Source organism: Caulobacter sp. DWR1-3-2b1 (assembly GCF_049895765.1).
Classification (GTDB): Bacteria; Pseudomonadota; Alphaproteobacteria; order Caulobacterales; family Caulobacteraceae; genus Caulobacter.
In genome coordinates this window covers 30,956-54,705 of record NZ_JAFCSZ010000002.1, presented here as the reverse complement: position 1 = coordinate 54,705, position 23,750 = coordinate 30,956, and the positions used below count along the sequence as shown (strand labels likewise).

The 23,750-nt window shown below is 66.8% G+C and carries 27 protein-coding genes and 1 pseudogene; 13 read left to right on the top strand and 15 right to left on the bottom strand.

The annotated features are described in order from the left end of the window. The first annotated feature begins 43 nt into the window (after nt 1–43). Both ACP69S_RS02170 and ACP69S_RS02165 read left to right on the top strand, forming a co-directional pair. Complete coding sequence (locus ACP69S_RS02170; RefSeq protein WP_425994423.1) at nt 44–703, top strand: HAD family hydrolase; 660 nt, start codon at nt 44–46, stop codon at nt 701–703. A 136-nt stretch (nt 704–839) separates the two neighbouring features. Continuing rightward, nucleotides 840–1,094: pseudogene (locus ACP69S_RS02165) on the top strand (Asd/ArgC dimerization domain-containing protein); the annotation flags it as partial. 10 nt (nt 1,095–1,104) lie between these two features. Here the strand turns inward: ACP69S_RS02165 and ACP69S_RS02160 are convergent. From ACP69S_RS02160 to ACP69S_RS02140, 5 genes are all read right to left on the bottom strand, one after another. Continuing rightward, nucleotides 1,105–1,533: a dihydrofolate reductase family protein gene (locus ACP69S_RS02160; protein WP_425994422.1), complete on the bottom strand. Its 429-nt coding sequence runs from the start codon at nt 1,531–1,533 to the stop codon at nt 1,105–1,107. Continuing rightward, nucleotides 1,521–1,643 (bottom strand): hypothetical protein, encoded by a 123-nt coding sequence (locus ACP69S_RS02155; protein WP_425994420.1) that lies wholly within the window; start codon nt 1,641–1,643, stop codon nt 1,521–1,523. The genes ACP69S_RS02160 and ACP69S_RS02155 overlap by 13 nt, the downstream gene beginning before the upstream one ends. A 101-nt stretch (nt 1,644–1,744) precedes the next feature. Next, nucleotides 1,745–2,467 (bottom strand): M48 family metallopeptidase, encoded by a 723-nt coding sequence (locus ACP69S_RS02150; protein ID WP_425994418.1) that lies wholly within the window; start codon nt 2,465–2,467, stop codon nt 1,745–1,747. A 62-nt stretch (nt 2,468–2,529) separates the two neighbouring features. Further along, the gene (locus ACP69S_RS02145; protein ID WP_425994416.1) at nt 2,530–3,792 is read right to left on the bottom strand and encodes a polyhydroxyalkanoate depolymerase; all 1,263 of its coding nucleotides are present in this window, start codon (nt 3,790–3,792) and stop codon (nt 2,530–2,532) included. Nucleotides 3,793–3,880: 88 nt separating this feature from the next. After that, entirely contained in the window at nt 3,881–4,498 is a 618-nt protein-coding gene (locus ACP69S_RS02140; RefSeq protein ID WP_425994987.1) for an SCO family protein, read from the bottom strand. Between the two features lie 54 nt (nt 4,499–4,552). Between ACP69S_RS02140 and ACP69S_RS02135 the strand changes: the two genes are divergently transcribed. Together ACP69S_RS02135 and spdR are read left to right on the top strand one after the other, a co-directional pair. Further along, on the top strand, nt 4,553–5,953 hold the full coding sequence (locus ACP69S_RS02135) for an ActS/PrrB/RegB family redox-sensitive histidine kinase (RefSeq protein ID WP_425994414.1): 1,401 nt from the start codon (nt 4,553–4,555) through the stop codon (nt 5,951–5,953). Between the two features lie 76 nt (nt 5,954–6,029). Further along, the gene (gene spdR / locus ACP69S_RS02130) at nt 6,030–6,587 is read left to right on the top strand and encodes a stationary phase response regulator transcription factor SpdR (protein WP_425994412.1); all 558 of its coding nucleotides are present in this window, start codon (nt 6,030–6,032) and stop codon (nt 6,585–6,587) included. A 152-nt stretch (nt 6,588–6,739) separates the two neighbouring features. Here the strand turns inward: spdR and ACP69S_RS02125 are convergent, their stop codons facing one another. From ACP69S_RS02125 to ACP69S_RS02115, 3 genes are all read right to left on the bottom strand, one after another. Further along, a complete protein-coding gene (locus ACP69S_RS02125; protein WP_425994410.1) occupies nt 6,740–7,525 on the bottom strand; it encodes an SDR family oxidoreductase in 786 nt (261 codons plus the stop codon). A gap of 242 nt (nt 7,526–7,767) precedes the next feature. Then, a complete protein-coding gene (locus tag ACP69S_RS02120) occupies nt 7,768–8,064 on the bottom strand; it encodes a 4a-hydroxytetrahydrobiopterin dehydratase (protein ID WP_425994409.1) in 297 nt (98 codons plus the stop codon). Nucleotides 8,065–8,089: 25 nt separating this feature from the next. Beyond that, a complete protein-coding gene (locus ACP69S_RS02115; protein WP_425994407.1) occupies nt 8,090–8,731 on the bottom strand; it encodes an HAD-IA family hydrolase in 642 nt (213 codons plus the stop codon). 144 nt (nt 8,732–8,875) lie between these two features. Here ACP69S_RS02115 and ACP69S_RS02110 point away from each other — a divergent pair, with 144 nt between their 5' ends. The 4 genes from ACP69S_RS02110 to ACP69S_RS02095 all read left to right on the top strand — a co-directional run bounded on the left by ACP69S_RS02110 (nt 8,876) and on the right by ACP69S_RS02095 (nt 12,288). Further along, entirely contained in the window at nt 8,876–9,418 is a 543-nt protein-coding gene (locus ACP69S_RS02110) for a hypothetical protein (RefSeq protein WP_425994405.1), read from the top strand. Between the two features lie 66 nt (nt 9,419–9,484). Next, nucleotides 9,485–9,589: a hypothetical protein gene (locus tag ACP69S_RS02105; protein ID WP_425994404.1), complete on the top strand. Its 105-nt coding sequence runs from the start codon at nt 9,485–9,487 to the stop codon at nt 9,587–9,589. 156 nt (nt 9,590–9,745) lie between these two features. After that, nucleotides 9,746–11,755: an AsmA family protein gene (locus ACP69S_RS02100; RefSeq protein WP_425994402.1), complete on the top strand. Its 2,010-nt coding sequence runs from the start codon at nt 9,746–9,748 to the stop codon at nt 11,753–11,755. Between the two features lie 257 nt (nt 11,756–12,012). After that, entirely contained in the window at nt 12,013–12,288 is a 276-nt protein-coding gene (locus tag ACP69S_RS02095) for a YjhX family toxin (protein WP_425994400.1), read from the top strand. Nucleotides 12,289–12,324: 36 nt separating this feature from the next. Here the strand turns inward: ACP69S_RS02095 and rsmD are convergent, their stop codons facing one another. Then, nucleotides 12,325–12,912 carry a 16S rRNA (guanine(966)-N(2))-methyltransferase RsmD gene (gene rsmD / locus ACP69S_RS02090; RefSeq protein ID WP_425994398.1) on the bottom strand — a complete coding sequence of 196 codons (588 nt, stop codon included), beginning with the start codon at nt 12,910–12,912 and terminating at the stop codon, nt 12,325–12,327. A 154-nt stretch (nt 12,913–13,066) separates the two neighbouring features. Between rsmD and ACP69S_RS02085 the strand changes: the two genes are divergently transcribed. After that, nucleotides 13,067–14,014, top strand: coding sequence for a CPBP family intramembrane glutamic endopeptidase (locus ACP69S_RS02085; protein WP_425994396.1), 948 nt, complete (start codon nt 13,067–13,069; stop codon nt 14,012–14,014). On the opposite strand, the gene ACP69S_RS02080 is transcribed toward ACP69S_RS02085, so the two are convergent. Then, a complete protein-coding gene (locus ACP69S_RS02080; RefSeq protein ID WP_425994394.1) occupies nt 14,011–14,655 on the bottom strand; it encodes a lysophospholipid acyltransferase family protein in 645 nt (214 codons plus the stop codon). The genes ACP69S_RS02085 and ACP69S_RS02080 overlap by 4 nt on opposite strands. A gap of 6 nt (nt 14,656–14,661) precedes the next feature. Further along, nucleotides 14,662–15,636, bottom strand: a complete 975-nt coding sequence (locus ACP69S_RS02075; protein ID WP_425994392.1) for a phosphatidate cytidylyltransferase — start codon at nt 15,634–15,636, stop codon at nt 14,662–14,664. A 68-nt stretch (nt 15,637–15,704) separates the two neighbouring features. Here ACP69S_RS02075 and ACP69S_RS02070 point away from each other — a divergent pair, with 68 nt between their 5' ends. After that, on the top strand, nt 15,705–16,394 hold the full coding sequence (locus tag ACP69S_RS02070; protein WP_425994390.1) for a CDP-alcohol phosphatidyltransferase family protein: 690 nt from the start codon (nt 15,705–15,707) through the stop codon (nt 16,392–16,394). Between the two features lie 110 nt (nt 16,395–16,504). On the opposite strand, the gene ACP69S_RS02065 is transcribed toward ACP69S_RS02070, so the two are convergent. Then, nucleotides 16,505–18,079 carry a pseudouridine synthase gene (locus ACP69S_RS02065; protein WP_425994388.1) on the bottom strand — a complete coding sequence of 525 codons (1,575 nt, stop codon included), beginning with the start codon at nt 18,077–18,079 and terminating at the stop codon, nt 16,505–16,507. A 50-nt stretch (nt 18,080–18,129) separates the two neighbouring features. Here ACP69S_RS02065 and tadA point away from each other — a divergent pair, with 50 nt between their 5' ends. Beyond that, nucleotides 18,130–18,633: a tRNA adenosine(34) deaminase TadA gene (gene tadA / locus ACP69S_RS02060; RefSeq protein ID WP_425994386.1), complete on the top strand. Its 504-nt coding sequence runs from the start codon at nt 18,130–18,132 to the stop codon at nt 18,631–18,633. 110 nt (nt 18,634–18,743) lie between these two features. Here the strand turns inward: tadA and ACP69S_RS02055 are convergent, their stop codons facing one another. Further along, nucleotides 18,744–19,157, bottom strand: a complete 414-nt coding sequence (locus tag ACP69S_RS02055) for a hypothetical protein (RefSeq protein ID WP_425994384.1) — start codon at nt 19,155–19,157, stop codon at nt 18,744–18,746. Between the two features lie 117 nt (nt 19,158–19,274). Here ACP69S_RS02055 and pseB point away from each other — a divergent pair, with 117 nt between their 5' ends. Together pseB and pseC are read left to right on the top strand one after the other, a co-directional pair. After that, nucleotides 19,275–20,312, top strand: a complete 1,038-nt coding sequence (pseB, locus tag ACP69S_RS02050; protein WP_425994382.1) for a UDP-N-acetylglucosamine 4,6-dehydratase (inverting) — start codon at nt 19,275–19,277, stop codon at nt 20,310–20,312. Further along, nucleotides 20,312–21,478 carry a UDP-4-amino-4,6-dideoxy-N-acetyl-beta-L-altrosamine transaminase gene (gene pseC, locus ACP69S_RS02045; protein ID WP_425994380.1) on the top strand — a complete coding sequence of 389 codons (1,167 nt, stop codon included), beginning with the start codon at nt 20,312–20,314 and terminating at the stop codon, nt 21,476–21,478. Before pseB ends, pseC begins: the two co-directional genes overlap by 1 nt. Here the strand turns inward: pseC and ACP69S_RS02040 are convergent. Both ACP69S_RS02040 and ACP69S_RS02035 read right to left on the bottom strand, forming a co-directional pair. Beyond that, nucleotides 21,475–21,816, bottom strand: coding sequence for an EthD family reductase (locus tag ACP69S_RS02040; RefSeq protein WP_425994378.1), 342 nt, complete (start codon nt 21,814–21,816; stop codon nt 21,475–21,477). The two genes, pseC and ACP69S_RS02040, sit on opposite strands and share 4 nt — an antisense overlap. A gap of 61 nt (nt 21,817–21,877) precedes the next feature. After that, the gene (locus ACP69S_RS02035) at nt 21,878–23,581 is read right to left on the bottom strand and encodes a hypothetical protein (RefSeq protein ID WP_425994376.1); all 1,704 of its coding nucleotides are present in this window, start codon (nt 23,579–23,581) and stop codon (nt 21,878–21,880) included. Nucleotides 23,582–23,750 lie beyond the last annotated feature (169 nt).

The window sequence follows — 23,750 nt, the reverse complement described above, 5'->3', positions numbered from 1 at the left end:
GGCCAGCTTGCGGAACGAGGCGAAATAGCTACGCTTTCTCTCGATGCGACTGATCATTTTCGACTTCGACGGCGTGATCGCCGACAGTGAGGCGCCGGCAAATGAAATTCTCGCCGAGAGTCTGACGGCGATTGGCGCCCCTACGACCACAGAGGATGCCATACGTCTATATATGGGCCGCCGCTGGCTCGACTGCGCGCCCATCATGGAAGAGTGCCTCGGGAGTGTTCTGCCAGAGGGTTTTCTAGAAACTCATATTGCTACTGTGCATGCGCGGCTTAAGGCCGAGGTGACGCCTGTGCCTGGCGTGCTGGATTTCCTGCACCGACATGCAGACATACCGCGCTGCATCGGGTCTTCATCCAAGCTCGACTACATCGGGCAGTCTCTGGATCGGATGGCCATGAGCCATTGGTTCGAACACCGTTTCAGCGGTCACGATGTGCCACGTGGCAAGCCCCATCCAGACCTCTTCCTGAAAGCTGCGGCCACTCTGAACACCTCCACCGCCGATTGCCTTGTCATCGAGGACAGCCCACCGGGCGTCATGGCTGGGAAGGCAGCGGGCATGAAGACCATCGGCCCTTGCGCGGGCTCTCATATTTTGGACGGCCATTGGCGACGTCTGGAGGATGCTGGGGCTGACCACGTAGTGGCCAGCTATGCCGAGATTGACCCGCTGATAATGGCGTTGACGACCTAGCGATAGCCGTCCCGGGTTGCCTCGTTTCCAATGTCAACTTGCGGCCATCAGTTGAACCCGCCACCCGTGGCCGACGTTTGAGCTCGCCCATCGTAGGGGTAGGCTCCTTCAGCGATTGCGGGCGAGGAGCGACTGATCGCTGTCGATCAACGCCGAGTTCGAGCGGCCGATCTCGGTGGAGCAGGCCACCGCCCTGCTGGCCGCCGCGTCGGGGGTGGTGGTGGACGACGTCCCCAACCCGCTGGCGGCGACGGGTCAGGACCCGGTCTTCGTCGGCCGCATCCGTCCCGACCCGACCGTGGTTCACGGCCTGGTCCTGTTCGTCAGCGGCGACAACCTGCGCAAGGACGCGGCCCTGAACGCCGTGCAGATCGCCGAGGTGATGCTGGGGACGACAGGCTTCACGCCGACCGATAGATCTGCGCCACCGCGCCGCCCGGAAAGGCCTGCGAGCTCATCAGCTTGAGCGGAGCCGGCGCGGCGAGTTCGGAGAACAGCGGCAGGCCCTTGCCCAGCGCCACGGGGGCCACGATCAGGGCGAACTGATCGACCAGTCCCTGGGTGACGAGACTGCGAGCGAAGCTGACGCCGCCGTGGGCTATGATCGGTTTGCCCTCCTGGGCTTTCAGCTTGGCGATTTCCGCGGCGTCGAGCACCGCAGTCGTGTTCATGCCGCCCAGGATCGCCGGCCCCTGTCGTGAGAAAACGGCCTTGGGGATCTGGTTCATCGGCGGCGCGAACGGGTCGGCGGAGGTCTGCCAGTAGGCGCCCATCCCCTGAAAGCTGCGACTGCCCATGATGTGCAGGCTGGCGTTGCCTATGAACTCCACCCCAAGGTCTTCGCCTCCTGATCGGCGCCGAACATCCACGTGTTTGCGCCATCCATGTCGCTCACGAAGCCGTCGATCGACATGGCCATCTTCAAGATCAGGTCTCTCACGGCGTCCTCCCGTTGTGGTCCTGACCCAAGGACGGACCGGATCGACAAACTCCGACAGCCTGATCGATTTTTTTGTCCGCCGGCGCCAATGCCGAAAGCACCTAAGCCGAGACCGCGTGCAATTCCGCCGCATGCGCCCGCAGCCACGCCCGGTGTGGCGCGGGATCGCCCGCCAGCCGCTCGCACAGGGTCCAGAACTTCGGACCATGGTTGGCCTCGATCAGGTGGGCGCATTCATGGGCGGCGACATAGTCGGCCACCGGCGCCGGGGCCAGGATCAGGCGCCAGCTGTAGCGGATCGCCGCGAGGTTGGCCCCTCGCGCCGGACGGCACGAGCCCCAGCGCGCCTTGGGATCGGCTACCGCCACGCTTGGCATAGGCCGACCGAGGGCAGTGGCATGGACAGCGGTGCGCTCGGTGAGCACGGCCAAGGCCTCGCGCTTGGCCAGACGCAGGATTTTCAGGCCCCAATTGGCGTCGTCGGGCGCGATCAGGCGGTCGCCCTCCTTGCGCGCGCGGCCAGAACCGGTCTCGAGCCGATAGGCCTGACCGTAGAGGCGCAAGGTCCCGCCAGGCGCGACACTGGTCCGGCCCGGCAGGGCGGCCAGCTGGCCGGCGATCCAGGCGGATTTCTCATGGGCGAAGGCGACGGCTTCCGACAGGCGGCGTGGGGTCGGGGCCAGGGCCACGACTTCCGATCTGGCGCGGTCGACCCGCAGCGACACCCGCCTCGCGCGGCCATCGACCTTCAGCCGCACGGGGCAGCCGGCCACGTCCAGCCGGTCGCCGTCGGAGAAGCGCTGCGCAGCGGTGAACGGACCCATGGTCCCTACATCGCGTTGGTCGGCCGTCCGCGCAAGGCCGTCAATGCAAGGTGGGCGAGAAGCTAGGCTTCCTCGCCGAAGTTCGGGTCGCTCTTGCGGATGAACGAGCGGACGCGGGGATAGATCTCCTCGCGGAACCGGCGGCCGTTGAAGACGCCATAGTGGCCGACGCCCGGCTGCACATAGTCGGTCTTCATATCGTCGGGCAGGTTGGGGGTCAGGGCGTGGGCGGCCTGGGTCTGGCCTATGCCTGAGATGTCGTCGTTCTCGCCCTCGACCGTCATCAGGCCGATATCGGTGATCAGGTCCGGACGCACCAGACGGCCGCGATGCATCAGCTCGCCCTTGGGCAGCAAGTGCTGCTGGAAGACGATGTCGATGGTCTGGAGATAGAATTCTTCGGTCAGATCGAGGACCGAGAGATACTCGTCATAGAATTCCAGGTGCTTGTCGGCGCTGTCGCCGTCGCCCTTCACCAGATCTTGGAAGTAGCGCTTATGGGCTTCCTGGTGCTTGGCCTTGTTCATGCTCATGAAGCTGGCCAGTTGCACGAAGCCCGGATAGACGCGCCGACCCACGCCCACATAGGGCGGCGGCACGGTGTAGATCATGTTGGACTGGAACCAGGCGAAGGGCTTTTCCTCGGCCAGGTTGTTGGTCACGGTCGGCGACAGGCGCGCATCGATCGGCGAGCCCATGAAGGTCATGCTGGCCGGACGCGAGGGATGATTTTCCTCAGCCATCAGGGCGGCGGCGGCCAGAACCGGCGGTCCAGGCTGGCAAACAGCGACGACATTGGGGCGCGGGCCCAGCACGGCCAGCATCTGGATGATGTGGTCGATATAGTCGTGGAAGTCGAAGCGACCCTCCAGCATCGAGACTTCGCGGGCATTGACCCAGTCGACGATGAACACCGCGTGGTCGGGCAGGAAGGCTTCGACCGTGCCGCGCAACAGGGTCGCGTAGTGGCCCGAAAGGGGGGCGACGATCAGCACGGCGGGGTCGAGGCTGAACTTCCCGGCCCGGCGCATGTCGGCCATGTCGCGGTCGAACTGGATGACGCGGGCCCAGGGGCTTTCCCAGACCACGGTGGGGCGCACCCGCACGTCGACCTGGCCGACCTTGATGGTGTCGATGTTCCAGGCCGGCTTGCCGTAGCGCCGCGTGACGTTGGTGAACAGATCGGCGCCGGCATGGATGCGGCGGCCCATATCGGTGTTGGCGGCGGGGTTTAGCGGCGAACCCCAGAAGTCGCGCGCGACACGCGCCGCCTCGCGCAGGGGAGAGGAGGCGTAATAGGCCGCTTCATGAAGGGCGTAGAGCATGGCGCATCCATTATGTTGCGCCGCAGCATAGCATGCCGAAACCTAAGAAAGTCCATCGAAGATACGTGCGACCGCTCGCCTCAAGACATTACGGCCCGCTGGAGATCGCTGAACGCCCGCGCATGGCGTCATTGATCCGCCGCGCGATGTCTTCCGGCGGCAGGTTGTAGGGGATCACCGTCGTGAACCGGCCCTTGGGGTCCATCAGATAGATCGCGGTCGAGTGATCGACCGTATAGCCAGGACCATCACCAACCTTGGTGAAATAGACGCGATAGGCTTTCGCCGCCGCCGCCACCTGTTGCGGCGTACCCGTCAGGCCCAGGGTCGTCTTGGGTACATAGTCGGCCGAAACATAGGCCTTCATCTGCTTGACGTCGTCGCGCTCGGGATCGACCGAGACGAAGACGATCTGCAGGTCCTGCGCCTTCTTGGGCCCCAGGATGTCGGTCGCCGCCGCCAGGCCCTGCAGCGTGCCGGGGCAGACGTCGGGACAGTAGGTGAAGCCGAAGAACACCGCGCTCCACTTGCCCTTCAGGGCCTTTTCCGTGGTCGGCGCGCCGTTCTGATCGACCAGCTGGAAGGGGCCGCCGACCGCCGCCGGAGCGGGCGCGGACTTGAACACGCCGGCGCGGAAAGCCAGGCCCGTGGCGAAAATTGCGGCGACGACGCAGGCCAAAATCAGAATGATGCGGTGACGAGGCATGTGCATTTTACCTTTGGCTCTCGCCAGACGCGAAATTCTGGACAATCCTGCGACATGGCTGACGTTTCGTTCGTAAGAGCGCCCGACGACCAGCGTTCGAAGGGGCTCGATAGGCCGGGTGAAGACCCGGCGCAAGACGATGACTGGTCCTGGGCCGCCCCGGGGCTGCGTCGCGGACGTCTGCGGGTTCGTTCGCTGCTGGCGCAACGCTGGCTGGCCGTCGCCGGCCAGACCATCGCCCTACTGTTCGTCGGCCTAGTGCTCAAGCTGCAGGTGCCTTGGGCCCTGTGCTTCTCCCTGATCGCCCTGTCGGCCTGGCTGAACGTGCTGCTGGGCCTGGCCTCGACCGGCCAGAGGCTGGCCCGCGAGGGCGAGGCCACCGCCCAGGTCGCCTTCGATATCCTGCAGCTTTCGGGCCTGCTGTACCTGACGGGTGGGGCGCTCAATCCGTTCGCCGTCCTGCTGATCGCGCCGGTCACCCTGGCGGCGGCCACCCTGCCCGCGCGCTTCGCCCTGGGCCTGGGCCTGCTGGCCATCGCCTCGTCCGTGCTGCTGGCTTTCTTCCATATGCCGCTTCCGACCCTGGCCGGCGAGCCGCCCCTGGCGCCGCCCGTGCCGGCTGTGCTGGCCTCGATCATTGTGGCGAGGATCCTGGGCATCGTGATCACCGGCGCCTATGCCTGGCAGGCGGCCAGCGAGTCCGCGCGGATGGAACTGGCCCTCAATGTCACCGAAACGGTGTTGGCCCGCGAGCAGAGGCTGTCGGCCCTGGGCGCCTTGGCCGCCGCCGCCGCCCACGAACTGGGCACGCCCCTGGCCACCATCTCGGTGGTGGCGCGCGAGATGGCCCGCAACGCCCCCGACGACACCACCCGCGAGGACGCCGAGCTGATGATCGGCCAGGCCGCCCGCTGTCGCGAGATCCTGCAGCGCCTGACCGAGATGCCCGAGGCCAAGGACGCCGTGCACGAGCGCATGAGCCTGGTCCAGCTGGTCCAGGACGTCATCGAGCCGCACCTGGTGCACGGCGTGCGCGTCGAGGCCGTGGTCAATGGTCCGTCGGGCGAGACCGCGCCAGACATCTGGCGGCGGCCCGAGGTGATCCACGCCATGACCTCCATCGTGGAGAACGCCGTCGATTTCGCCCGCGCCGAGGTGCTGGTCATCGCCCGCTTCGATCAGCGCTCGATCGTCATCGAAGTGCGCGACGACGGCCCCGGCTTTTCCGCCGAGGTGCTGACCAAGCTGGGCGAGCCCTATGTCACCACCCGGCCCGGCGCCGAGGGATCGCGAACGGGCCATGTCGGCATGGGCCTGGGCTTCTTTATCGCCAAGACCCTGCTGGAACGGACAGGGGCTGCGGTGGATTTCCGAAATGGTCGGCGCGGCGGAGCCGTGGTCTCCGCACGCTGGCCGCGATCCGCGCTTGAAGCCCCTGGCTACACGGGGGCTTGATGCTGGGCGGAGAAGGGCGACATGATGTTTTGTGAGCACACTCGGTTGAGTGCGGGCGCGGGGAGGCGCTGGATTCATGGCGGATATTAGTGAGCTGGTTGCGGCCCTGCCCGACAAGACGCTTCTGCTACTCGACGACGACGCGCCCCTGCGCACCAGGCTGGGGCGAGCGCTGGAACAACGCGGGTTCGTGGTGACCCTGGCCGCCTCGGTGGCCGAGGCGCTGGCCCTGCTGCGGGCCCACGCCCCGGCCCACGCCGTGCTCGACATGCGGCTGGAGGATGGCACGGGGCTGAAGGTGGTCGAGGCGGTGCGCGACGCTCGGCCCGACGCCAAGATCATCATGCTCACCGGCTATGGCAACATTGCCACCGCCGTGGCCGCCGTAAAGGCCGGGGTGGTGGACTACCTCTCCAAGCCGGCCGACGCCGACGACGTGGCCCGCGCCCTGCTGGCCGCCAAGGACGCGGCCCCCGTGCCCCCGGAAAACCCGATGAGCGCCGACCGCGTGCGGTGGGAGCACATCCAGCGGGTCTATGAGATGTGCGGACACAACGTGTCGGAGACGGCGCGGCGGCTGAACATGCACCGCCGGACCCTGCAGCGGATCCTGGCCAAACGCGCGCCGCGGTAGGCGATAGCTCCCCTCTCTCCTTGCGGGAGGGATGAGGGGTTGAAGAACGCAAGACGTCGCGACCGCCTCTTCGCTAGTCGCGGCGTTTCTGTCTGCGCGACCCGAAGGCTGCGCCGACACCTTCTCCCGCAAGGGGAGAAGGGACTTCTCGGTCACATCGCCGAGATGCCGCCGTCGACCTTGATCTCGGCGCCGGTCATGAACTTGCTCTCGTCGCTGGCCAGGTAGAGCACGGCGTTGGCGATATCGTTGGGCTCGCCGATCCGGCCCAGGGGGATTTGCCGCGCCAGCTTGGCGTGGGCCTCTTCCTTGCCGAACCGCGCCGAGAAGCCGTCGAGGATCGGGGTGTCGATGAAGGTCGGGTGGATCGAGTTGGAGCGGATATCCAGCTTCATCTTGGCGCAGTAGAGCGCGATGTTCTTGGACAGCAGCCAGACCGCCGCCTTGGAGGCGTTGTAGGCCGGCGAATTGCCGTTGGCGATCAGGCCGGCGATGGAACTGAGATTGACGATCGAGCCGGGCTGGTGGGCGCGCATGTGTGTCAGGGCGTGCTTGGCGCCCAGGAACACCGAGTCGACATTGACCGACATCACCTTCTTCCAGAGCGCGAAATCCAGGCTCTCGATTGGTCCGTCACCGCCGATGCCGGCATTGTTGACCAGCACCGACAGGCCGCCCATGGCCTCCGTCGCCTTTTCCAGCACCGCGATCCATTCGTCTTCCTGGGTGACGTCCAGCTCGAAGGCGAAGGCCGTGCCGGCCCCGTGGGCCGCGTTGATCTCGTCAGCCACGGCTTGCGCGCCGGCCAGATTGATGTCGGCCAAACTGACCTTGGCGCCGTGGCTGGCCAACATTCGTCCCGCCGCCGCGCCCAGACCCTGGGCCCCACCGGTGATGAAGGCCTTCTTGCCGGCGACCCGGCCCGTGTTCTGCGCCATTTGGCGTCCTCCCGATTATTCAAACGATAGTTTGAACTGGATGGCGGCGAGGCGGAAGAGGGAAACGGTTTTGGTCTGGCGGCCAGCGCTGGACGCCCCCTCCGTCACGCTGCGTATCCGCAGCGCGCCACCTTCCCCGCTCCGCATGGGAGGAGAAGGCTGCATCTCCTCACCCGTGAAACGGGAGAGGTGGCAGGGCGCGAATACGCGACATGACGGAGGGGGCGTCCCAGCGTTGGCCGCTAAGCCACCGCCTCATCCATGAACTTCGCCAGCGCCAAATCCAGCTCCGTCACGCCATCGGCGTCATGCGTGGTCAACAGCACCTCGACCCGGTTGTAGACATTGAACCATTCGGGATGGTGGTCGAGCTTGTCGGCCATCAGGGCCACGCGCGTCATGAAGCCGAAGGCTGCATTGAAGTCGGCGAACTTGAACGTCTTTACGATGGCGTCCCGATGAGGGGCAGAGTCCGGTGCGGCGCTCCAGCCAGACAGCTGCGAGATGGCGGCGGCGGCGCCGATCTTGGGGCGGGACATGGAACCTCCGAAAGATGTTTCCCCTTTAGAACGCCAAACCGGTCGCCCTCGCAAGGTCGGCGAGGAGTTGCTCCTCGGCCGAGACCTTGATCGCGGTCATGCCGAGCGCAGCGGCCGGTTTGCAGTTGATCCCCAGGTCGTCGAGATAGACGCAGTTTTCCGGCTTCACGTTCAGGGCCTCGCACATCATCAGATAGATGCGAGGATCGGGCTTGCGGACCCCGGCCTTGGAGCTTTCGATCACCACCGCGAAGTGGCTCATGATCTCGGCCACGGCAGCGGCTTTTTCGGCGGTCGAGGCCATGCCGGCCCCGTGGCCGGTGGGGACATTGTTGGTGATGCAGCCCACCTTGAAGCTCGCCTTGCAGACTAGAAGCGCCGCCAGCACACGAGGCCGCAGGTCGCCATAGAGCAGCGGCAGGACGTCGGCCCCACGCACGGCATGACCCAGGCGGGTGGCCTCTTCCAGGAACAGGACGTCGAAGCCCGCTGCGTCGATCTCCGAGCGTTCGAAGCGCGCCCAGGCGTTGCTATCGGGATCGGTGGCATTGACCGTGCGGATGAAGTCGGCCGGCAGGCCGGCTTGCGCCTCGTAACGCCGGAAGGCCTCGAACGGCGAGGTGGTGAAGACACCGCCGAAATCCCAGATCACCGCCTCGACCGCCATGCCGTCCTCAAACGTTTGTTTGACCGACGGTAGGGCCAGCCCCGACCTGAGGCAAGCGCCCCAGGCCCAAGCTCCGTTCGCGCGCCGGGTGAACCCTAAGGCCGTTAATCTTCGTTAATGCTTTGCTCTGGCCAGGAGCGCTTCATGACCTTGCCTCGCCTGACCCTTTGCCTCGCCATCGCCGCGACCGCGTTCGTCGCCAGCGCCGCCATGGCCGCTGGTTCCGATCACGGCCTGCGGGGCGGGCCGCCCATATCGCGTACCGGCCTGCCGCTGGACCCTGAACTGTTGCCGCCCAATACCGGACCCGGCGACTGCGTCACGCGCCGCGTCACCGGCCCAGCCGGCGCCTATCGCTGGGACCGCGTCGAGTGCGACGCCGAACGTGGCTGGACCGGCTTCGACCAGTGGGGCTATGGCCGCCGGCCGCTCGAGGTCGAGACCCTTCCCTCGCATCACGCCGACCGCTACAGCGGGCGGCGCGCCGAAGAGATCTACGAGCAACGCCAGGAGCGCCGGTTCGAGGACTACGGCGCCTCTGAAGGCTATGACCAGGTCCGTTACGATCCGCGCGCCCCGGATCGCCCCGAGAACCGCTACGGCCCCGGCCCGTCGCGCGCCTACGAGTACCGCGTGGCCGGCCGCGACGCCGATGGCTTCCTGGTCTGGCCCGGAAAACAGCCTTGACCCTTGGCCCGGGCCTTGCGGGCCACCCTTCCCGACGAACCAATTTGGGACGGGGAACCTGAAGCCATGCGCACGCCAACCAAGCCTTTCTTCAAGCGCTATGAACTGATCGCCATCGCCGCCTTCGTGGTGGCCGCAATCGCCGTCAGCAGCCTGGGTCTCGTCTACTAGGGGCCCTCCTGCCAAGCTTCTTGGCGCCGGAGATGGAACAGGATTACCCCGCCCGCGCGTTGTGCATGGGCAATTGGAGGTCAGGTCCTGTCCGATCACGAACAAATCGCGCCTAAACGCGCCCCACTCGAGCGGCTGCGCGCCCGCTGGGCGCTGATGCCCACCTCGGCGCGACGCGGCGCGATCGCGGCCGTGGCGCTGTTCGTGACGGTGATCGCGTTCCTGATCATCTTCGACTGGAACTGGCTGCGCGGTCCCATCGGCCGCATCGCCTCGGCGCAGCTGGACCGCAAGGTCGAGATTGTCGGGGATCTGCGCGTCCACCCCTGGTCGTTTTCGCCGAAGGTCGAGGCTCTGAACCTGCGCGTCGGCCAGCCGGAGTGGGCGATGAAGGCCGATCCGACCCTGCCGCCGATGGCCAGGGTTCAGCGCGTAGCGGTGCAGTTCAAGCTTCTGCCGCTGTTCAAGGGCGACATCATCCTGCCGCTGCTGGCCATCGACCGGCCGGTCGTGCGCCTGATCCGCGACGCCAAGGGCCAAGCCAACTGGACCTTCGGCGCCAAGAAGGCCAACGCCAAGCCGCTGAAGCTGCCGGCCATCCAGCACTTCATCATCAACGACGGCCAGTTGCGGATCGACGACCGCCAGCGTGACGTATTGTTCGAGGGCACGGTCAACTCCAATGAGCATGCCAGCGGCGACGGGCGCGGCAAGTTCGTGCTGGAGGGCAAGGGCAGGCTCAACCGCTCGCCGTTCACGGCCATGGTCAGCGGCGGTCCGCTGCTGAATATCACGCCCGACAAGCCCTATCCGTTCGAGGCCAAGATCCTGGCCGCCTCGACCAACGTCTCGGCCAAGGGCTCGATCACCAAGCCGTTCGACCTGGGCCGCTTCGTCACCGATATCACCGTGTCCGGCACCGACCTGAACCGGCTCTATGCCCTGACCGGTCTGACCTTGCCCAACACCCCGCCCTACCGGATCAGCGGCAAGCTGACCCGCAAGGGCGGCCGCTTCGACTTCAACGGCCTGTCGGGCCGGATCGGCGACAGCGACATCTCGGGCAATCTCTTCGTGCTGACCGACCGCGAGCGCCCCTACCTGGAAGCAAATCTGCAGTCGCGCCGCCTGGACTTCGATGACCTGGGCAGCCTGGTCGGCGCGGCTCCGGCCACGGGTCGTGGCGAGACCGCCTCGGCCGGCCAGAAGGTCGAGGCCAACCAGCGCGCGGCCACCAAGCGCCTGTTGCCGGACGCCACCCTGCAGACCGAACGCGTCCGGGCCATGGATGCCAAGGTCAAGTATCGCGCCCTGGCCGTGAACGCCCCGGGCTTTCCGCTCAAGAAGGTTCGGATGGATCTGACGCTCGAAAAGGGCGTGCTGACCATGGACCCCATCGCCTTCACCTTCGCGCGCGGCGATCTGGCCGGGAAGGTGCGACTGGACGCGCGCCCGAAGGTCCCGCGCACCGATCTGGATTTGCGCCTGACCAACGCCAGGCTGGAAGATTTCATCCCCGTGCAGAGCGGCGGCAAGCCGATCGTCGAGGGACAGGTCATGGCGCGCGCCAAGCTGTCGGGCGTGGGCAACAGCATTCACCGCGCGGCTTCCAGCGCCAACGGGACATTCACCATCGTCTCACCGCGCGGCACGGTCCGTCAGGCCTTCGCCGAGCTGATGGGCGTCAACCTTTCCAAGGGCCTGCTCCTGCTGCTGGCCAAGGACACCGACGAAACCGTCGTGCGCTGCGCCGTGGCCGACTTCACGGTCCGTAGCGGCGTGGCGACGACCAACCACCTGGTGGCCGACACCGGGGTGGTGCTGGTGCGCGGCAAGGGCGAGATTAATCTGGAGACCGAGCGGATGGATTTCCGCATCGAGGGCGACAGCAAGAAGCCGCGCTTGATGCGCCTGTTCGTGCCGATCACCATTTCCGGGCCGTTCCTGGAGCCGAAGGTCGGATTCAAGGCCACAAAGGCCGTCAGCCAGGGCGGCATCGCCGCGGCCCTGGGCGTGCTGGTCAATCCGCTGGCCGCCTTGCTGCCGTTCGTGACCACCGGCGAAGCCAAGAACGCCGACTGCGAAGGCCTGGTGGCCGATGCGCGCGGCGAAGGCGTACCGGTCAAGGTAGCCCAGACCACGGCGGCTCCGGTGAAGAAGAAGTAGGGCCCTTGTATCCGCTCTCCCCGGCGAAAGCCGGGGCCCAGATCGAACCCAGGGCGGGAAATTGGATGAGCTTGAGTTCCCACCTTCGAGCGGTAGAATAGCCCATCACTCCAACGGTGGTTTTATGTCCGAGATTGTATTCGAGGCCCGGGCCTAACAGGCTCCGAACCTCCGGTTCGTAAGTCGATCAGGCCCTGATCCGTCGCGCGCACCGCGAGGGCGCGTGTTCTCACGCCTCGATCTCCGGACTCATTCCCTTGAACATTTCCAAAGCGCAGCAACGCACGCTGCACGCGCTGGCGCAGGGCGCCCGCATCGATCTCGTACGCGACGACACTGGCCATCTCATCGACGTCGACTGCGTCACCCGCGAGGGCTGGCGCCTGAGCGACTGCAATCTCGGCGTCTTCAAGGCGTTGAAAAAGCGGCGGCTGATCGCCAGCAGTGGCGGCGGCCCCTACCGCATTACGCGGGAAGGTGCGGTCAGCTTGAGGTCGCAGCTCGACAACCGCGTCACCGCACGCGGCTGGTAGGCTTCTCGGTTGCGCGCATTCTGATCGCCAAAGCGCTCACACTTTGGCGGAATGCGCTTGGTCGGCCACCTTGAGGAACAGGACACGCGCGGCGCCATAGTCGCGCGTGTCCAACACCGTGAAGCCAGGCGTGGCGGGCTCTGGCTCGTCGCGACCGCGTTCGAACATCACGATGGCGCCGGGCTTCAGCCAGCCGTGGGCCAAAAGCTGGGCCAGGGCCTTCTCGCCCAGGCCCTTGGCGTAGGGCGGGTCGAGGAAGGCAATGTCGAACGGCGCGCCGACGCTGGAGGGCGGCAGGCCAAGGTCGGTGGCGTCGCGACGATGCACGCGGGTGACGCCAAACAGGCTCATGGCGTCGATATTCTCGCGGATCGCGCCGCGCGCCGGATCTGCGGTCTCGACGAAAAGACAGAAGGCCGCGCCGCGCGACAAGGCCTCCAGTCCCAGGGCCCCGGAACCGGCGAACAGATCGACCACCCGCGCGCCATGCAGCTCCGGTGCCCAGGCGGCGTGTTCCAGGATGTTGAACACCGCCTGGCGCGCGCGGTCGGAGGTGGGCCGCGTGGCGTCGCCGGGCGGGGCGACGATGGCCTTGCCGCGATATTGGCCGGAAACGATGCGCATCGAGCTGCAATCCCTGTCTTGCGCGGCGTGTGTGCCGCTCTTGGATCGCCACGGCAAGCCGACGCTTTACAAGTTTCGGCGGGCGCTCTCTTAGTCCCGAAGAACAAAGGGATGCAGACTAAACACCATGGCGATAGCGGCGATCCTGGAGGCTATGCGAGAGTCACGTTTCTTTGCGGACCTGACGCCCTATGATCGCGACGGTCGCCGGCTGCTGGTCGCGGTCCCGGTCGGGCTGCTGGCCGCCGCCGCCGCCGCGGTGCTGGGCGCGGCCTCGGCCTGCCTGATGGTAATGGTGATCGTCAGCGGCCTGGATGGCGCGCCGGCCGCCGCGGCCCTGTTTTCGGTGTTCGACCAGCCCGCCCGGGCCGAGACCGAGGGCATGGCGTCCCTGTTCGTGCTGGCGGTGCTGGCTGGCGTCAACGCCGCCGCCGCCCTGGCCTTCGTGGCCGTGGGAGCGGGGATCAGCCATCGCCCGGTCCGGCGCTACGCCGTGGTCGAGACAGCGTTCCGCACCCGGCTGCTGATCGCGGGCCTGGTTCTGGTCGGAACGATCATGGCCACCCTGATCCTAGCCTCACACACCCTGAGCGCCAGCATGCCACCCCCGCCAGTCCTGACCCTGGCCACGACCACCTTCGACCGCGCGACCTACGCCGCCTTCGCCATCGTGCTGCTGGTGATCGCCGCCGCGGCCGAGGAGATCGTGTTCCGCGGCTGGCTGCTGAAGCACGCGGGCGCCTTCGTCCGCAATCCGGCGATCCTGATGGCGGTCAATGGCCTGCTGTTCGCCCTGATCCACTTCGACCCCAATCCGGGCGCCTTCCTGGTGCGGGCGGCCATGGGCGCGGGCCTGACCTGGATGACCCTGCGCACCGGCGGGATCGAGCTGGCCATCGGCGCCCATGCCGCCAACAACATCGCCATCCTGCTGCTGCTGCGCCCGCTGTCGCTGGCGCCCGAGACGCCGCACGCCTTCCAGTGGACCTCGCTGATCACCGTGGTCGCGATCGGCGCCGGCTACGCCCTGCTGGCCGAGGCCGTGGTGCGCTGGCCAGTCGTCACCCGCTGGTTTGGCCGTGAGACTCCTGCGGCGGTTTAACGCCAGCGCAGCGGCGGAGCGGCGGCCTTCAGGGCCAGCAAGGCTTCGCGCAGGGCGTCCATGAAGGCCGGGCGGCTGCCCTGCCAATGCAGGGGCTCGCCCACCAGCACCGCGCAGTTCAGGGGCACCGGCACGACTTTACCCTTGGGCAGCACCCTGCCCGCCCCCTGGATCCAGACCGGGATCACCGGGGCGTCGGGAAAAGCCTCCGCCAGACGCGCGACGCCGGTCTTCAGCTGACCCATCTCGTCGGTCTCGCCCTCGCCGCGCGTGCCTTCGGGAAAGACCACCACGATGTCGCCGGCCGCCAGGGCTTCGCGGGCCGGAGCCAGCACATCCTCGCCGGATCCTGCTTTTGCCCGGGCCACCGGCACGATGCCGATCACCCGGCGCGAGAACCAGCCGATCACCGGATCGCGCAGAAAGTAGTCGGCGGCGGCCGCCGGCCTTACGCGCCGCAAGGCCTTCGACGGAAAGATCGCCAGCAGCAGCAGGGTGTCGACATGGCTGGAATGGTTGGCCGCGACGATGGCCGGCCCCTTCAGCGGCAGCCTCTCACGGTTGGCGACATCGGCGCCCGTCATGAACAGGGCGATAGGCCGGGCGATCAGGATCAGCAGCAGGGAACGCAGGAAGGTCATGCCGGCCTAGAATTTATCGAGCGCATACAGCGCCAGCAGATGGAAATAGAGCGGGGCGGTGAAGGTCAGGCTGTCGGCCCGGTCCAGCACCCCGCCGTGGCCGGGGATGGCGTGACTGGTGTCCTTGACCCCGATATCGCGCTTGACCGCGCTCATGGTCACGTCGCCGGCGAAGCCCGCCACCGGCAGCACCACCGCCAGGATCGCAAGCCCCAGGCCCGACAGCGGCGTGAAGACCGGACCCGCGAACCAGATCAGCAGGCCCGCGCTGATCCAGCCGCCGATGAAGCCTTCCCAGGTCTTGTTGGGGCTGATGGTCGGCATGATCTTGTGGCGCCCGAAAAGCTTGCCCCACACATATTGCGCCACGTCGTTGAACTCGGTGGCCAGTAGCAGGAAGAACACCAGCCCCGCCGGTCCGGCTGGCAGGTTTTCGCTGGCGGGCGTTCGCATCAGCAAGGCCGCGAAGCCGAGGTTGTAAACGCAGGTGACCAGCCCCCAGTGGAAGGTCGCCGCTGTAGCCAAATAGCCCCGGGTCTGGCCCAGCATCGCCATCAGGAACGGCATGCCGAGGAACACCCAAACCGGGATGAAGACGAGATAGAACATGTAGAGGTCAGCGGCGATGAAGCCGTAGGAGGCGACCAGCACCAGATAGGCCGCCAGGATCGCGAACCGGTCTTCCCTCCGTGTGGGGGCGAGGGACAGGAACTCGCGCAGGCCCATGAACGAGATCAGGGCGAACACCGCCACGGTCGCCTGCCAGCCGGCCAACAAGGCGCCGGCCAGCATGGCCACCATCCCCCACCAGCTGCTGATCCGCAGGCGCAGCTCGACATAGGATTTTTCGGGCTTCAGCAGTGGCAGCACGGCGGCGATGATCGCCGCGACGCCCAGCAGGGCGACGACGCTTGCAAGGCCCATCAGCAGGGCGGGCGGCTGAGCGGCCAGAAACTCACCAACGCTGTCGAAGATCGTCATGCCCGTCCCATTCGCGACACCTGGGGTATAGCCTAGTTGTAGGGATCAGCGACACGTCCGGAGCCGCCATGACCAACGACCTCGAAAACCGTCGCCCGCTGAAGGTGCGCTCAGCGTCATGGGCGCGCGCAGCCGCCGCACGGCTGGCCCACGCCAATGTCAGCCCCGACGCGATCTCGTGCGCTGGCGTGGCCTGCGCCGTGCTGGGCGGATCCCTGATGATGCTGGCCGGCGGACTTGGCCCGGCCGGCCGCGCCGTCGCCCTGATCCTGGCGGTGCTGTGCATCCAGCTGCGGCTGGTCTGCAACCTGCTGGACGGCCTGGTCGCGGTCGAGCACGGCAAGGCCAGCCCCGCCGGACCGATCTGGAACGAGCTGCCCGACCGCGTCGCTGACGTTCTCTTCCTGGTCGGCGCCGGCTATTTCGCGCGGACGGCGGGGTTGCACGGGGCCGAGGCCCTCGGCTGGCTCGCCGCCGTGCTGGCCGTGGTCACCGCCTATGTCCGCGAACTGGGACGCGGTCTGGGCCAGCCCGCCGACTTCCGCGGGCCGATGGCCAAGCCCCAGCGGATGGCTGCCCTGACCGTGGCCTGCCTGATCTCGGTGGTGGAGCTCCTATGGCGCGGTAACGGTCAGATAATGGTCGCAGCCCTGGCGATCATCGTCGTGGGGACGCTGATCACCGTGGTGCGCCGGACCCGCCATCTGGCGATCCGGTTGAGCGACAACATCCAGTCGGAAGACGAAGACCAGCACTAGAGCATTTTCCGATAAGTGTGAAACGGTTATCGGATCGAAAAATGCTCTAAACTTCTGATTTAGAGCCCTTTTCGCCCGACCCTGATGAAGCCATCAGGTCGGAAAGGGCTCTAGCGCGGCTTCTTCGGGCCCCTATACGGACGCGGCGCACCCGGCTTGGTGTCGAACGCAGCCGGAGCGGCCCGCGCGGGCCTGGCCTCGGCCGGCTTCGGGCCGGGCTTGCCGCCAAGCTTGCCGGAAAAGGGCTTGCCGCCTGCTCCCGAAGGCTTGCCGGCGAAAGGCTTGCCGGCCGTCTTGCCGGGCTCCGCCGAGCGACCTTCGAAACCGCCGGCCCGGGCTGGCTTGGCTGAAGGCGGCTTGCCACCGGACCGGTCGAACGACTTGGCGCCGCCGGGACCGCCCAGCTTGGCGACGAAAGACTTGGCGGCGAAGGGCTTGCCCCCGGCCTTCTCCGGTTCCGTCGAACGCGCCTCGAAACCTGCTCGCGCCGGCCTGGCGGAGGAGGGCTTGCCGCCCGCCTTGTCGAAGCTTTTGGCCCCGGCCACGCCACCGGCCGCCTTGGCGCCGAACGACTTGGGACCCGCGGCGGTCTTGGCCCCACGCGGCGCGAGATGGTCGGGCTTGGGGCCGATCATCTTGCTCTCGATGGACTTGGGCGCCCGCTTGATCGGCTTGACGCCGGCGATGACGACCTTCTTCTTTGGCTTGGCCCAGCCGGCCTTGTAGACCGGCTTTTCCAGCGTGCGCTCACCCGGCTCGAGAACCTTGGGCAGGGGCGCGGACTTGATCGCCCGGCGTTGCAGCTCGCCGCCCTTGGCGGTGCCCGGCGCATGCAGCGGATCAGCCACGCCCATGAACTGCGGCTTGTCGCCGGTGGGCATGTCTTCCTCGGCCACCAGACCGGCCAGCAGTTCGCGGATCACCCGGGGGCCGACCTCCTCGACCTGGCCGGGCATCAGGGTGGCCAGGGCGAACGGCCCGTAAGCCAGGCGGATCAGGCGATTGACCTTGAGGTCCAGATGCTCGAGCACCCGGCGGATTTCGCGGTTCTTGCCTTCGGTCAGCGAGATGGTGATCCAGATGTTTTTGCCGCCGGCCTTGTCCTGGGCCTTGTCGAGCTTGGCCTCGATGGGACCATAGCGGACGCCCTCGATGGTGACGCCGTCCTTCAGCCGGTCCAGCCGCGCCTGATCGGTGTTGCCGAAGGCGCGGACGCGATAGCGGCGTACCCAGCCGTTATTTGGCGCCTCCAGCTTCCGCGACAGCTCGCCGTCATTGGTCAGCAGCAGCAGGCCTTCGGAGTTCAAGTCGAGACGACCCACCGAGATCAGCCGCGGCAGCTCGCGCGGCAGGGCCTGGAACACCGTCGGGCGCTCCTTGGGGTCGTTGTGGGTGGTCATCAGACCGGTGGGCTTGTTGTAGCGGAACAGCCGCGTCGGCTCGCGCTCGGCCACCAGCTTGCCGTCGACGGTCAGGAAGTCGCCGGGGCCGACCTTCATCGCCGGGGTGGTCAGAACCTTGCCATTGATGGCGACGCGGCCCGCCTCGATCAGCCGCTCGACCTCGCGCCGCGAGGCCACGCCCGCGCGGGCCAGGGCCTTGGCGACCCGCTCGCCCGTCGAGGAATCGTCGAGGTCGCCGTCGAGGCCGGGATCATATAGGGGGTCGTGGGGCGTATCGGTCATACTCGTTCCTTCGAGGGGCTGGGCGCATCTCACGATGGGCTTTTGGGCAAATGCGCACCGATCCTCCGGACGATCAAGACCAGCAGGCCCAAGACCAGCGGGCCATGCGTCTCGCCCTGGACGAAGCCCACGCCGCCGCCGCGCGGGGCGAGACGCCGGTCGGGGCGGTTATCCTCGATCCGAAGACCGGCGAGATTCTCGGCACGGCGGGCAATGGCCCCATCGCCGCCCACGACCCGACCGCTCACGCCGAAATCGCGGTAATGCGGCAGGTGGCGGCGAAGCTGGAAAACTATCGCCTGACCGACTTGACCCTGGTGGTGACCCTGGAGCCCTGCGCCATGTGCGCCGGGGCGATCAGCCATGCGCGGATCGGGCGGGTGGTGTTCGGGGCCGAGGACCCCAAGGGCGGCGCGGTGGTCCATGGGCCGCGCTTCTTCGCCCAACCTACCTGCCACTGGCGGCCGGAGGTGACCGGCGGAGTGATGGCGCAGGAGAGCGCTGACCTGCTTAGGGGGTTCTTTCGCGAGCGACGCGGGAAGCCGAAAACCTAGAGCCCTTTCCGACCTGATGGCTTCATCAGAGTCGGGCGAAAAGAGCTCTAAATCAAAAGTTTAGAGCATTTTTCGATCCGATAACCGTTTCACACTTATCGGAAAATGCTCTAGTTCAGCAGCGCCGAGCCCAGCAGCACCCGGCTGCCCGACTTGCCCAGCACCTTGTCAGCGGTCTTCTGCATTTCGCGGGACAGATAGTCGATGTCCGGGGCGTCGCCGCGGCGCATGCCCGAGGCGTAGGTCATCAGAACCTGGGCGAAGGCGGCGCGCAGACGGGGCTCGGACTGCTGGGCGCGTTCCATCAGCTTGGCGTCCTTGGCCTCGATGCCCGCCTCCAGGGTCAGCACGCCGCGTCGTCCATCGCGACGCAGGGCGACCGCCGTCAGGGGCTTGAAGGCGAAATAGGTGACGGCCTTGGCCTTGTCGTCCTTCTTGGGGGCGGAACTGGCGAGAGCGTGCTCCGGCGTGGCCACGAGGACGCTGGCAAGGACGAGCGGAAGGAGGGTCAGGGCGCGGCGCATGAGCTATGTTAGCGCCACGTGGTTGACGTCCTCTTTACGCCTAGGCGCGACAAAGGAGCGTTAACCACGAATCGCAACCCTCGCGGATCTTCGCGGCGGGGGCGCAGGAGGCTGAACTTGGGCCGTTTTTCCCCGAAATCCCTCGATCTGGACGGCAAGGTGATCTTGGTCACTGGCGGCACCGGCTCGTTTGGCCGCCGCTTCATTGAAACCGTCCTACGGCTCTCCAATCCGCGGAAGATGATCGTGTATTCCCGCGACGAATTGAAGCAGAGCGACATGCAGATGGAGCTGCGCGAGCAGTTCGACGACGCGACCTACGCGAAACTTCGCTTCTTCTTGGGTGACGTGCGCGACCGCGAGCGCCTGACCCTGGCCCTGCGCGGGGTCGATATCGTGATCCACGCCGCCGCCCTGAAGCAGGTGCCGGCCGCCGAATATAATCCGTCCGAATGCATCCACACCAATGTGCTGGGCGCCGAGAATGTGGTCTGGGCCAGCCTGACCAACCACGTGAAAAAGGTGGTGGCCCTGTCGACCGACAAGGCCTGCAACCCGATCAACCTGTACGGCGCGACCAAGCTCGCCTCAGACAAGACCTTTGTGGCGGCCAACAACCTGTCGGGCGACATCGGCACGCGCTTTGCGGTCGTTCGTTACGGCAATGTCGTGGGATCGCGCGGCAGCGTCGTGCCGCTGTTCAAGCGGCTGCTGGCCAATGGCGCCACTGAGCTGCCGATCACCGACGAGCGCATGACCCGCTTCTGGATCACCCTGAACGAGGGCGTGGATTTCGTGCTCTCGTCGCTGGACCTGATGCGTGGCGGCGAGATCTTCGTGCCGAAGATCCCGTCGATGACCATGCCGGATCTGGTGAAGGCCATGTCGCCAACCGCCGGGGTCAAGGTCATCGGCATCCGTCCCGGCGAGAAGCTGCACGAGATGATGATCAGCGCCGACGACGCGCGGGCCACGGTCGAGCTGGCCGACCGCTATGTGATCGAGCCGACCTTCGTCGAATATCCCCGCAAGCGTTTCGGCCCCGAGGACGGCGCTAAGCCGGCAGAGGAAGGTTTCTGCTACAGCAGCGACAACAATGACGATTGGCTGTCGGCGCCAGACCTGCTGGCCATGCTAGAGGAGAAGGCGGGTTGATGGCGGGTCCGCCCTTTCTTCCTTACGGTCGCCAGACCATCGAGGACGATGACGTGGCGGCGGTCGCAGCCGCTTTGCGCGCCGACTTCCTGACCACCGGCCCAACGGTCGAGGCCTTCGAAACGGCCTTCAAGACCAAGGTCGGGGCCGAGCACGCCATCGCCGTCTCCAACGGCACAGCCACCCTGCACTTGGCCATGCTGGCCCTGGGGGTCGGCGAGGGCGATGTCTGTATCGCGCCGTCGATCACTTTTCTCGCGACCGCCAACTGCGCCCGCTATGTCGGGGCCGAGGTGGTGTTCGCCGACGTCGATCCCCATTCCGGCCTGATGACCCCCGACACCCTGGCCAAGGCTCTGGCGCGCTGTGGCGACAAGCCGGTCAAGGCGATCCTGCCGGTTCACCTGCGCGGCGACGTCTGCGACCTGCCGGCGATGCGCGGCATGGCCAGCGCGGCCGGCGCGGTGCTGGTCGAGGACGCGCCGCATGCGCTGGGTTCGGTCGCCACGTTCGGCGGCGTGAAGCACAATGTCGGCGACGGCGCCTACTCAGCCTTCGCCAGCTTCTCGTTCCATCCGGTCAAGACGCTGGCCACCGGCGAAGGCGGCATGCTGACCACCAATGACGAGGGTCTCGCGGCGCGGGCGCGCTGCCTGCGCGGCCACGGCATGGTGCGGCCGCAGGGTTCCGATCCCTGGTGGTACGAGATGCCGGAGATCGGCTTCAACTATCGCATTCCCGACGTGCTATGCGCCCTGGGAATCTCGCAACTGGCCAAGCTGGACCGCTTCGTCACGCGCCGCCGCGCCCTGGCCGCCCGCTATGTCGAACTGCTCGAGAAACTGTCGCCCCGCGTGCGGCTGGCCACCAGCCCCGACTATTCCAACCCCGCCCTGCATCTGCTGACCGTGCTGATCGATTTCGACGCCATCGGCATCTCGCGCCGGATGGTGGTCGACGGGCTTAAGGCCCATGGCGTTGGGACCCAGGTCCACTACATCCCCGTGCACCAGCAGCCCTATTACGTGAAGCGCTACGGCGCGCTCGACCTGCCGGGCGCCCAGGCCTGGTACGACCGCTGCCTGACCCTGCCGCTCTACCCAACCATGGCCGACAGCGATGTCGACCGGGTGGTCGAGGCGCTGGACAAGGTATTGAAGCGCTAGGCCAGGGCGCTGAGCTGAGCGATGGGCACGACATTGGTGAACCTGGCCACATCGGCCATCACCTCGGCTGCGCGCGGTCCGCCAAGGGACGCCTGAAGCGCTTCGGCGTCGCGGAATGCCAGATGCGCCATGGCGATGAACGGCGCAGGACCGCCATCCGCCGCCGACAAGCCCTTGAGGACCTGCACGCCGGTCAGACCCGTGGAGCCGAAGGCCTCGTGAACAAGCGGAATGTGGGTGGCGTTGTAATAGTCATGGTCGAAATGAGCGCCGTCGATCGCCGCATAGAGCACGCTGAAGATCACCATCGGTCCGCCCTTGATCGCCGCCGCCCTCATGGCGCGGTTCTGGACGCAGCTTAGGCGTCCTTCCGCCCATCGCAAGCCGGCCAGGCGGGCTTCAGGCGGCTTGCGGCGTCTGCATCAGGCCCTTGAGCAGGTCCATCATCGCTGGGGAGGCGGCCAGTTCCTCGCGGGCTTCGGGCGCGCGCGCCAGTTTCAAGGCTTCCGTCCGGGCCTTGTCGGCCACCGGTCCGGTAGGACCGGCCTCGCCCGTGGCCAGCTTGACCAGCAGGGCCAGACGTTGGGCCAGGGGGGCCGGAGCTCGCGCCAGCATGGTCAGCAAACGACTGTCGGACTCGACCTGGGCGCCCAGGTCGCCCAGCTTGTTGCACAGAGGCTCGTAGTCCTCGCGGACCAGGCCCGAACGCGTGACTGTCTTCTGCAGACCAGCCAGCGCCGCCAGCTTGGAGGCCGGCGAGTCGGGCCCCTGGCGCAGTTCCTTCTCGAACCGCAGGGCGGTGATGTTGGCGCTGAGCCAGCGGGCGGCCTGACGCTTGTTGACCGCGCCCATGACGTTTTCGGCCAAGCGGATCAGGATGATGATCTCCTCGCGGGCCGAGCGGTCGCGACCCAGCAGGGCCTCGATGAACTCGCCGTTGAGGAGGGTCTTGGAGCGGACGGTGAAGGCCGCTTGGATGTCCTCGGGCGGCAGGATGCGTCCGGCGGCGGCCGTCAGGCTCATGGCCAGGGCGCGCAAATATTCGATTTCGGCCTCGGCGTCGCCGGGCTTCAGCCGGCGCACGCCGTTCAGCTCGGTCAGCACCCGCTTGGCGATGGATGCGCGGACAGGCGCGAAGTGGTCGCCGCATAGCCATTCGCTAAGGCGTTTGGCGGTGCCGGAAAGCTCGGGCATGCAGGCGCGGACCTGGGCTTGCATGCGGATCAGAGCCTCGACCTGGGCGCCGCCCGACAGGCGGGTCATGGCGGCGAGCGTCGAGCCGAGATCGTCGGCCGTGCCCAGCAGGTCGGCCATGCCGGCCCGCGAGCCGATGATCTCGGCCAGGGGCTGTTCGATGGCGTGTAGGGCCAGGGCGCGCGGGCCAGGCTCGGTCGGAGCAGCGTCGGCCAGGTCCAGCAAGCGAGCGATCTTGTCCGACCAACTGACGCCGGGCGCGATGGAAGCGGCGACCCCGGCCCCCAGAAGGAAGGCGCGGTCGGGGTCCGTCGCCAGGCGCGTGGCGGCCTTGGCGAAACCTTCCTTGTCCAGATCCGGCAGCGCGCCCTTCTTGAAGGCCTTCATCAGATTGGCGACAGAGCGCTCGACCAGGCCCTGGAAGGTGCGGATCAGTTCGTGGACCGACATGCCCCGGGCTTCGGCCTCGGGAATGGCGATCTTCTGCAGGGCGTGCTGCAGGTCAGTGCCCGAGGCTTCCAGCTTTTCGACCAGGTCGGGACGGTGCAGCAGCTCGAACGGGGTGGCGTTATGCCGCGCCAGCCAGCCCTCGAGCAGGCGGCCGATCCGGTCGCGGGCGTGGGCGGTATAGAGGTCGGCGGGCTGGACGCAGAGGGGATCGAGATCCTCGACTTCCTTCTTCGGCTTGCCGCCGTCGACCATCCCCTTGGTGAAGATGGCGATGGATTTATATTCGCCGGATTCGCGGTCCAGGGTTTCCTTGCTGACGCGCACGGCGACCGCGCGGCCTTGTGTCAGGCACTCTTCGGCAATCTGAAGCGCAGCGGTGCGAACTTCCGTGGCCATTTCCAGGACCCACTGCGCGCCGACCTTGCGGCGCACGAAAAGTTCGTAATGGACATCGCTCATGGGCTAAGGGCTCCCCGAGCTTCGGTTATGGGATACAAGACCTTAAAGCGAGGTTGAGGCGCGCATTGTGGTGAAGCTTGGCGCCGTCTCGCGGTCCAGCCGCAATCACGCCACGCTGGGGCCGCAAAGGCCGGCGAAACCGGGTCGGGAAAGCGTGAGCATGGCAGCC